Raw genomic sequence first — 8,385 nt, 5'->3', positions numbered from 1 at the left:
CCTTTAGGGGTGTTAGCGAATTTTTTGGTGCGATGACGGCCATCAGGGCGCAACACATCGACATCCAGTTTCTCTTTAGCGGTGTCGATACCAATATAATGAAGTTCATGTTCCATAGTGAAACCAACCTTGCAAATACGGATTACCGGGAAAACCGGTCCATGATACTGTCCGGTTTATCACTTTGGGAGAAAGGCAGTCCGCTGCATAAATCTACCGCGCAGGTTAGAACCCAAGGCCGGATACGGCATGCGGACTGCAGGCAGAGAAAACTGGCCAATTTTCTCTGCACAGGAGGGATAATACAAGGCCGGATAAGGCGTTCACGCCGCATCCGGCAATTGTGCACCAATGCCGGATGCGCCCCTTAAAGGCCAATCAACTCAACGCCCCCATAATCTTCAACTCCAGCTCGTCCGGCACTTCGTTATACGACAGCACATGCAGCCCCGGCGCAAACAACCTTGCATAACGCGCCAGCAAAGGGCGCAGCTGCGGCGGCACCAGCAGCACCGGGTCTTTCCCCGCCGCTTTCATCTGCTCCTTCACCTGCGGCATCGTACTCTGGAACTGGTTGAGCATATTCGGGTCTACCGGCACGCTGTCGAGCATCACTTTGCCGCCCTGCTGCGCCTGATTCACCACGTTGGTCAGCAGATTTTCCAGCTCATTATTCAGCGTATACACAGTCAGCTCCTGCTTGCGAACGAACGGATGGGTAATGCTGCGCCGCAGTACCAGGCGCACATCGGCCGCCAGCAGAATATGATCTTTAGTCACCGTGCTACTGGCGACCAGCACGGTGGCGATGGTGACGATATCGCGCAGGGAAACGCCTTCGGTCAGCAGCGCCCGGTACACTTTCAGCAACTGGCTGTAATTCAGCGCCGCGCTCAAATCTTCCGCCAGGCGCGGTGCCATCGACGACAAACGGTTATGCAACTGCGTGATGTCGTCATAGTTAAACAAATCAGGAATATAGCTGCGCACAATCTTATTCACATGGGTAGCAATCACGCTGGCGCTGTCGATCACCTGATACCCCATATTCAGCGCCTTCGCTTTCTGCGTGGGCTGGATCCAGGTGACCGGCATCCCGTACGCCGGGTCGTTCCCCAGCAGGCCGTCAATCTCGCCGTAGGTTTCGCTGGAGGGCAGCGCCATCAGTTTATCCGCCGGAATATCCGCTTCATCGGCCTTAATACCGTTGATGAAAATGGCGTACTGGCTGGGCTTGAGGCGGAAGTTTTCCCGAATGCGGATCTCCGGCAGCAGCACGCCGTTGCCGTCGGAAATCACCTGCCGTACGCCGCGAATCCGTTGGGTGAGCGGGTTGCCCTGTGCTTTATCGACCAGTGCCACCAGCTTGTAGCCGAGGCTTAAGCTGATGGGCTCGATCAGCGGTATCGTTTCCCAACTGACCTGTTGCTCGCTGGTTTCAGTGATGGTGCGGGTCAGCGTTTCGAGGCTTTTCTCTTCCGCCTCCGCCGCCTGCGGCTGTTTGCTCATCCGCCAGCCGGTAAAACCCAGCAGGGCGCTGAACAGCAAAAACGGCAGGTGCGGCATTCCCGGCACCACCGCCAGCACGAACATAATTCCGGTAGCGGTGAAGAGCACAGACGGGCTTGCCAGCAGCTGGTGGCGCACGTCATGGGCAATATCGCCGTTGTCGCTGACGCGGGTGACGATTATCGCCGCCGCGGTGGAGAGCAGCAGGGAAGGGATCTGCGCCACCAGGCCGTCACCAATGGTCATCAGCACATACTGCTGGAAGGCGGCATCGGCGCTCAGGTTGTATTTAAAGATCCCGATGCAGACACCGCCGATCAGGTTGATCGCCAGAATCATCATCCCGGCGATGGCGTCCCCGCGCACAAACTTCGATGCCCCGTCCATTGCGCCGTAGAAATCGGCCTCGCTGGCAACATCTTTACGCCGGGTTTGCGCCTGCGCCTGGTTGATCAATCCGGCGTTAAGATCGGCGTCAATCGCCATCTGTTTGCCGGGCATCGCGTCCAGAGTAAAGCGGGCAGAAACCTCGGAAATACGCTCGGCCCCTTTGGTGACGACGATAAAGTTGATGATCATCAGGATGATAAACACCACAAAGCCGACGACAAAGTTGCCGCCAATCACCACCTGACCAAACGATTCAATCACCTTACCCGCCGCACCCGCGCCGAGATGCCCATGCAGCAGCACCACGCGCGTAGAAGCAACGTTAAGCGTCAGGCGCATTAAGGTGGTGATCAGCAAAATGGTCGGGAACAGGCTGAATTCCAGCGGTCGTTTCGCCGACACCGCCACCAGCAGCACCATCACCGCCAGCACAATGTTGAAGGTGAACAGAATATCCAGCAGCGCAGGCGGCAGCGGCAGAATAACCATCGCCAGAATACACAGGATCACCAGCGGCACGCCGAGATTGCCGCCGCGCAGTAGCGCGAGGAACGATTTAGTTGTTTTCGCCATCCAGTTTAAGGACCTCTTTGGGAATGGAAATATGTCTGTTCAGGGCCGGACGCGGCTGCGCGCCCTCGCGCCAGTGTTTCATTTGCAGGACGTAGGTCAGAACGTGGGCGATGGCCCGGTAAAGCTGAAAAGGAATTTGCTGGTTCACTTGGGTGGTGTAGTAAACCGAGCGCGCCAGCCGCGGGAACTCGACCACTTCCACCTGATTTTCAGCAGCGACCTGGCGTATATAGAGGGCGATTTCATCGGTGCCTTTCGCCACCACAAACGGCGCGGCGGCACGCGACGAGTCATACTGCAACGCCACGGCGTAGTGGGTCGGGTTGGTGATCACAACGTTGGCTTTCGGCACCACTTTGCGGATTTGCCCCATCGCCAACTGCCGTTGCAGCCGCCGCACGCGCGCCTTCACTTCCGGCTTACCTTCCTGATTTTTGTACTCTTCTTTCAGCTCCTGCTTAGTCATCTTCAGCCCTTTGGTAAACAGGGCTTTCGCCAGCGGCACGTCGATCAGCGCAAAGAAGATAAACAGGATGACAAAGTTGCGCATCACGCTGGCGTAGAGCGACAAACCCTCATTCATCGCCAGTTTGAACGGCAGCGCCTGCAGGCCGAGAAAGGCGGCAAAGTTATTGCGCAGGCTAATCCACAGCATCACCAGCACCACCACCGACTTCACCGTCATTTTTCCCGTTTCCGCCAGGTGTTCATTGGAAAACAGCCGCCCAATGCCTTTTAACGGACTGATTTTGCTGAAATCCGGGAGGATCTTTTTCGGCAGAAACAGCCAGCCGCCGGGCACCAGCGAAGAGAGCAGCGCGGCGGCGGGCATCGGCAGCAGTGTGAGAATAAACTTGCCGAGAATTAACAGGTGATGGCGCAGAAACTGGCCGATCACCTGCGGGTTATTAATCTCCTGCGCGTACTGATGCACGCTGATAAAACTCTCGCGTACAAAATCGGCATACCACGGGAAGCTGCTGGAGATCACCACAAACGCCGCAAACAGGCTCGCCGCCAGCCCCATATCCTTCGAGCGCGGCAGTTGCCCCTCTTCACGCGCTTTACGCAGCTTTTGCGCCGAGGGTTTTTCTGTTTTTTCTTCGCTGCTGCTATCCGCCATAGTGACCTTTCAGCGCGTCGAGTTGCTGCAACACAAAATTCGCCAGATGCAGATAGTGATCCGGCAGGTTGTAGAGCAGAGTGGCGAAGCAGACCAGCCCCGCCAGCATGTTGATGGGAAAGCCGAGTGAAAAGAGGTTAAGCGGCGGCGCAATGCGATTGAGCAGGCCAAAGCAGCCCTGCACAATCAGCATGATGAAGGTGGTCGGCAGCGCCAGCAGCGATGCGGACGCCAGCACCCAGCTAAAGGCCAGCGCGATGGTGCGCAGGGTTTGTGGATGCAGCGCGTTGCCAATCGGCCAGTAGGTGAAGCCCTTGTACAGCACGCTTACCAGCAGCAGATGCCCGTCCATCGCAAAAAACAGCAGGATCGCATAGACGTTGATAAGCTCCGCCAGCACGGTGGTCGATGCGCCGCTGCTTGGGTCGTTCATCACCGCCATGCTCATCCCCATATTGAACGAGAGAATTTGCCCGGCCAGTTGCAGCGCGAGAAACAAAAACTGAAACATCAGCCCGAATAACATGCCCCATAAAATTTGCTCCACCGTCAGGATCAGACTGTTGAGTGAAAGCAGGTCGTGGGGAATGGGATGGGGGATCAACGGCGTGATGATGATCGCCAGCGCCAGCGACAAAATAATCCGCACGCGCACGGTCAGGGCGCTGTTATCCAGCACCGGCACATAGCGCAGAAACGCCATAATGCGCACGAAGGGAAACCACAGCCCCAGCGCCAGATCCGTCAGTTGCGTAACGTCGCTTGTGCGCATCTTAATGCACCAGCAGGGCGGCCTGGGTAAACAGATGAATGCACAGATCATGCAACTGGATAATCATCCATTTGCCGCACACGCCCAGCACCACCAGCGTGACAATCAGTCTTGGCAAAAAGCTCAGGGTCTGTTCGTTAATCTGCGTCACCGCCTGGAACACGCTCACCAGCAGGCCGACCAGCAGGCTTGGCACCACCAGTACCGAAACCAGCAAAATCACTACTTTAATACCGCTGGCGACAATGTCGGCGGCTACGTCTACGGTCAACATAATCAGCCCAGCCCCAGCCCGCGAATGCTGGTGGTGAGCGTGCCGATGGTCAGCGACCAGCCGTCGATCAGCACAAACAGCATCAGTTTAAACGGCAGCGAAACAATCAGCGGCGACAGCATCATCATCCCCATCGCCATCAATACGCTTGCGACAATCAGGTCGATAACCAGAAACGGGATGTAAATCATAAAGCCTATCTGGAAGGCCGTTTTCAGCTCGCTCAACACATAGGCAGGCACCACAATCGTGAGATCCTGGTCAGCGGCATTGCCCTTCGCGCCGCCGATGGTCATGATTTGCGCCATCGCTTTTTTGTCGGTCTGCGCCAGCATAAAGCGTTTCAGCGGCGTCGCGGCGGTGCTTAACGCATCGGTCAGGGTAATCTGATCGTTTTCGAACGGCACCACCGCGTGGTCGTAAATATTGAGCCAGATAGGGCGCATCACCAGCATGGTGAGGGAGAGCGCAATACCAATCAGAATGCGGTTCGGCGGCGTTTGTTGCAGCCCCAACGCCTGGCGCAGCAGCGACAGCACGATAATAAAACGCGTAAAGCAGGTCATCATCAGCACCATCGTCGGCAGCAAACCGACGAGGGTCATCAGAATCAGCACCTGGATTTTGACGCTGTACTCCTGGGTGTTGCCGTGGGTGACCACGTTAAGCAGCGCAATATCGCCGCCCTGGGCGATTGCCAGTGGGGCGAGCGCCAGCAGCCCAAGGCCCAGCGTCAGTTGAGTGCGGCGTTTCATGGTGCCAGGTCGTTGATATCGCGGGTGTTAAATTCCAGCACGCGCAGGCCGTACTTCTCGTTGACCACCACCACTTCCGCTTTGCCCAGCAGGATATTGTTCACTTTAATATCCAGCGGCTCCCCGGCGAGTTTATCCAGCTCAATCACTGTGTCGTCGTCGATGTTAAGGAGGTCGGCTAACATGATCTCTACTGATGACACTTCCAGCGTTAAGGTCACCGGAATGCGTTTCAGCAGCGTCATCGAGTCGGAAAAACGGTCTTCCAGGCGGGTGACCAGCGTTGCGGCATCGGCGGATTTCGCGACAGGCGCAACTTCATCGGTGAGGCCAAAATCCCCGGCTAAAATATCTTCTTGCTTACTCATGGCTATTCTCATTCTTGCCCGCCAGCTCCGACAAAAACAGTTTGTCTTTGTCTTCCACAATCAGGGCGCTAAATAATTCAGATTGCCCAATCGCCACCGGGAACGTTTCTCCCAGTGATATGGGTAAAATATCCCCGGCTTTTATCTGCGCCAGATCCGCGACATTCATCGATAGCTCGGCGATTTTGACGTTCAGGGTCAGCGGCAGGGAGCGGATGATTTCTTTAATCAGGGCCGGTTTATTAACGGATTTCGCCACCTGCTGCGGTTTACTGTGCTCGCTGTGGCGGATCAGATTTAAAATAAAATCGGTGTGGGCGTCGTCGAGCAAAATACGAAAACAGCTCTCTTCATCGCCCGCAAGGGTAAAGGTTAATTGATACGCCCAGTGGGTAATTACCGTGCTGCTGTCCAGTTTTAATTTCAACGCAATACCGGAGGTTTGCAGATTAAAAATCAGCGTGCAGATATCCAGTGCGAGTCGGTTTTTTAAACGTGTTTCGGTTTTGGTCGGCAGCCCGTTATGCGCTTTCGCCTCTTCAAGAGACGACTCCAGACCATAAAAATTGCCCAGCAGCATTAACAATAAGGAGCGATCAATATCAAACGCCAGATGCCCGACCTGGGAAACCATCAGTTCGGCGTTTTTATTAATAATATCCATTTCGCAGCCAATCTTTTTTAAGGTGATATTGCTGCGATGCTTTTTGAGAAAGTAGCTGCCCAGATGCGAATCAATCACGTCAAAATTCCCTGTAAACTGGGTCGGCAGGCGATGGTAGGGGCGTCCGAGCCGATTACCTTCTAATTTAAAGATGCCTGGCGTTTTACTGTACTTCAGCATGGCTTACTTTCTCTGCTGTAATGGTATGGGCGATTTTGTGCACGCAAATCCGGCAGTGACACAAGGTGAGGTATTAAATAGAGGGGGCGTGAAAGGGGCAAATTATTAATAGGGTGAAAAAATAATTAAATTATTAAAGGGCGAGATATCGGGCATCGTCATAAAACATTGCACAAACTGTAGGCCTGATAAGACGCGCAGCGTCGCATCAGGCATCGGTGCACGATTGCCGGATGCGGCGTACCGTTCTGTCGTAGGCATCGGCGCGCAATTGCCGGATGCGGCGTAAACGCCTTATCCGGCCTACATGGGTAACTCGTTGTTTATAAACAAATAATATTTTTATTATCGTTTAATTCAAACTTGTTAATCCCGCTGGTGATACGCTTCAGAACATCCTGTTTTCTGTCGCTACTGATATCGTTCACCCTATGTCTGAACTTATTGCAACTGCCGCTTCCAGCATTAACGCTTTTACTCTGGCAAAGCGTGTCGCCGCATTTAACGTGCCGGTGCTCATTCAGGGCGAAACCGGTGCGGGCAAAGAGTGCGTGGCGAAATATATTCACACCGTAGCCTTTGGTGAAAATGATAATGCGCCCTATATCGGCGTGAACTGCGCGGCGATTCCGGAAAATATGCTGGAAGCCACGCTATTTGGCTACGACAAAGGCGCATTTACCGGCGCAATTGCCAGTGTGCCAGGAAAAATGGAACTGGCAAATAACGGCACCTTATTGCTCGATGAAATTGGCGATATGCCGCTGGCGTTACAGGCCAAAATATTACGCGTATTGCAGGAGCAACAGGTTGAGCGATTAGGCAGCAACCGACAAATTAAACTCAATTTTCGCCTGATTGCCTGCACCAATAAAAACCTTGAGCAGGAAGTCGCCGAAGGGCGTTTTCGTGAAGATCTCTATTATCGTTTGGCGGTTATTCCTATTACCATGCCACCGCTGCGTGAACGTCTGAACGATATTATTCCGCTGGCAGAGTCATTTATTAAAAAATACGCCACGGTGCTGGTGAAAAATATCACCCTTTCAGAATCTACCCGCCGTGCGCTGCTGAATTACCGCTGGCCCGGCAACGTGCGCCAGCTGGAGAACGCCATTCAGCGGGGAATGATCTTGAACCGCGACGGCGTAATTTTCCCGGATGCCTTAGGCCTGCCGGAAACTGACGTTGCCGACCGCAGCGAACTGCAATGGCCTGTACAGCCCGCCGTACACATTGTCGAAACCAGCGATTTAGGCCAGCACGGACGAAGCGCGCAGTATCAATATATCGCCGACCTGATGCGTAAATATCAGGGCAACCGCAGCAAAATTGCCGACCTGTTAGGCATTACCCCGCGCGCACTGCGCTATCGACTGGCCTCCATGCGCAAGCAAGGTATCGAAGTTTTCTCCTGACCCGGAAGTTAAAAATGAGCATTACCACAATCAACAGCACCATGCAGGCGCAAATCATGCAGGACGTGCAGCGGATGCAGGCCAACGCCCAGGCTCCGGTGCTGCCTGCCATGACCTTCAGTTCCACCGACCCGGACGTTTCGTTTAACCGCATTATGTCCGGCGCGCTCGGTCACGTAGACCAGTTCCAGCAGGTGGCGGAGCAGCAGCAAACGGCTGTCGACACGGGCAAAAGTGATGACCTGGCAGGTGCGATGATCGCCAGCCAGCAGGCGTCGCTCTCTTTCTCCGCGCTGGTGCAGGTGCGCAACAAAATCGCCACCGGGTTTAACGACCTGATGAGTATGTCGATCTAACAC

9 protein-coding genes and 1 pseudogene are annotated in these 8,385 nt (G+C 54.5%); 2 read left to right on the top strand and 8 right to left on the bottom strand.

The window, feature by feature from the left end:
- The 8 genes and pseudogenes from AACU94_RS24165 to AACU94_RS24130 all read right to left on the bottom strand — a co-directional run.
- A pseudogene (locus tag AACU94_RS24165) lies at nucleotides 1–116 on the bottom strand (IS110 family transposase); the annotation flags it as partial.
- 262 nt (nucleotides 117–378) lie between these two features.
- Complete coding sequence (locus tag AACU94_RS24160; RefSeq protein WP_135488408.1) at nucleotides 379–2,472, bottom strand: flagellar biosynthesis protein FlhA; 2,094 nt, start codon at nucleotides 2,470–2,472, stop codon at nucleotides 379–381.
- Complete coding sequence (gene flhB, locus AACU94_RS24155) at nucleotides 2,456–3,595, bottom strand: flagellar type III secretion system protein FlhB (RefSeq protein WP_135488407.1); 1,140 nt, start codon at nucleotides 3,593–3,595, stop codon at nucleotides 2,456–2,458. Before flhB ends, AACU94_RS24160 begins: the two co-directional genes overlap by 17 nt.
- Entirely contained in the window at nucleotides 3,585–4,367 is a 783-nt protein-coding gene (fliR, locus tag AACU94_RS24150) for a flagellar biosynthetic protein FliR (protein ID WP_001260515.1), read from the bottom strand. Before fliR ends, flhB begins: the two co-directional genes overlap by 11 nt.
- A gap of 1 nt (nucleotide 4,368) precedes the next feature.
- Nucleotides 4,369–4,641 carry a flagellar biosynthetic protein FliQ gene (locus AACU94_RS24145; protein ID WP_000958542.1) on the bottom strand — a complete coding sequence of 91 codons (273 nt, stop codon included), beginning with the start codon at nucleotides 4,639–4,641 and terminating at the stop codon, nucleotides 4,369–4,371.
- Nucleotides 4,642–4,643: 2 nt separating this feature from the next.
- Nucleotides 4,644–5,396 (bottom strand): flagellar type III secretion system pore protein FliP, encoded by a 753-nt coding sequence (gene fliP / locus AACU94_RS24140; RefSeq protein WP_098031511.1) that lies wholly within the window; start codon nucleotides 5,394–5,396, stop codon nucleotides 4,644–4,646.
- The gene (locus AACU94_RS24135; protein WP_131161647.1) at nucleotides 5,393–5,764 is read right to left on the bottom strand and encodes a FliM/FliN family flagellar motor switch protein; all 372 of its coding nucleotides are present in this window, start codon (nucleotides 5,762–5,764) and stop codon (nucleotides 5,393–5,395) included. The genes fliP and AACU94_RS24135 overlap by 4 nt, the downstream gene beginning before the upstream one ends.
- The gene (locus tag AACU94_RS24130) at nucleotides 5,757–6,608 is read right to left on the bottom strand and encodes a FliM/FliN family flagellar motor switch protein (protein WP_135488406.1); all 852 of its coding nucleotides are present in this window, start codon (nucleotides 6,606–6,608) and stop codon (nucleotides 5,757–5,759) included. The genes AACU94_RS24135 and AACU94_RS24130 overlap by 8 nt, the downstream gene beginning before the upstream one ends.
- Nucleotides 6,609–7,039: 431 nt before the next feature.
- On the opposite strand from AACU94_RS24130, the gene AACU94_RS24125 reads away from it, so the two are divergent.
- Together AACU94_RS24125 and AACU94_RS24120 are read left to right on the top strand one after the other, a co-directional pair.
- On the top strand, nucleotides 7,040–8,026 hold the full coding sequence (locus AACU94_RS24125) for a sigma-54 interaction domain-containing protein (protein WP_135488405.1): 987 nt from the start codon (nucleotides 7,040–7,042) through the stop codon (nucleotides 8,024–8,026).
- Between the two features lie 14 nt (nucleotides 8,027–8,040).
- On the top strand, nucleotides 8,041–8,382 hold the full coding sequence (locus tag AACU94_RS24120) for a flagellar hook-basal body complex protein FliE (RefSeq protein WP_000029088.1): 342 nt from the start codon (nucleotides 8,041–8,043) through the stop codon (nucleotides 8,380–8,382).
- The last annotated feature ends 3 nt before the right edge of the window (nucleotides 8,383–8,385 follow it).

This window comes from Escherichia sp. E4702 (assembly GCF_963883545.1).
GTDB lineage: Bacteria > Pseudomonadota > Gammaproteobacteria > Enterobacterales > Enterobacteriaceae > Escherichia.
Note: the sequence above shows the minus strand (reverse complement) of the source record. Positions and strands in the feature narration are given on the sequence as shown.

Bases quoted from the DNA above. Each gene is read 5' to 3' on its own strand.
- AACU94_RS24160 (WP_135488408.1), bottom strand. From the start codon at position 2,472: ATGGCGAAAACAACTAAATCGTTCCTCGCGCTACTGCGCGGCGGCAAT.
- flhB (WP_135488407.1), bottom strand. From the start codon at position 3,595: ATGGCGGATAGCAGCAGCGAAGAAAAAACAGAAAAACCCTCGGCGCAA.
- fliR (WP_001260515.1), bottom strand. From the start codon at position 4,367: ATGCGCACAAGCGACGTTACGCAACTGACGGATCTGGCGCTGGGGCTG.
- AACU94_RS24145 (WP_000958542.1), bottom strand. From the start codon at position 4,641: ATGTTGACCGTAGACGTAGCCGCCGACATTGTCGCCAGCGGTATTAAA.
- fliP (WP_098031511.1), bottom strand. From the start codon at position 5,396: ATGAAACGCCGCACTCAACTGACGCTGGGCCTTGGGCTGCTGGCGCTC.
- AACU94_RS24135 (WP_131161647.1), bottom strand. From the start codon at position 5,764: ATGAGTAAGCAAGAAGATATTTTAGCCGGGGATTTTGGCCTCACCGAT.
- AACU94_RS24130 (WP_135488406.1), bottom strand. From the start codon at position 6,608: ATGCTGAAGTACAGTAAAACGCCAGGCATCTTTAAATTAGAAGGTAAT.
- AACU94_RS24125 (WP_135488405.1), top strand. From the start codon at position 7,040: ATGTCTGAACTTATTGCAACTGCCGCTTCCAGCATTAACGCTTTTACT.
- AACU94_RS24120 (WP_000029088.1), top strand. From the start codon at position 8,041: ATGAGCATTACCACAATCAACAGCACCATGCAGGCGCAAATCATGCAG.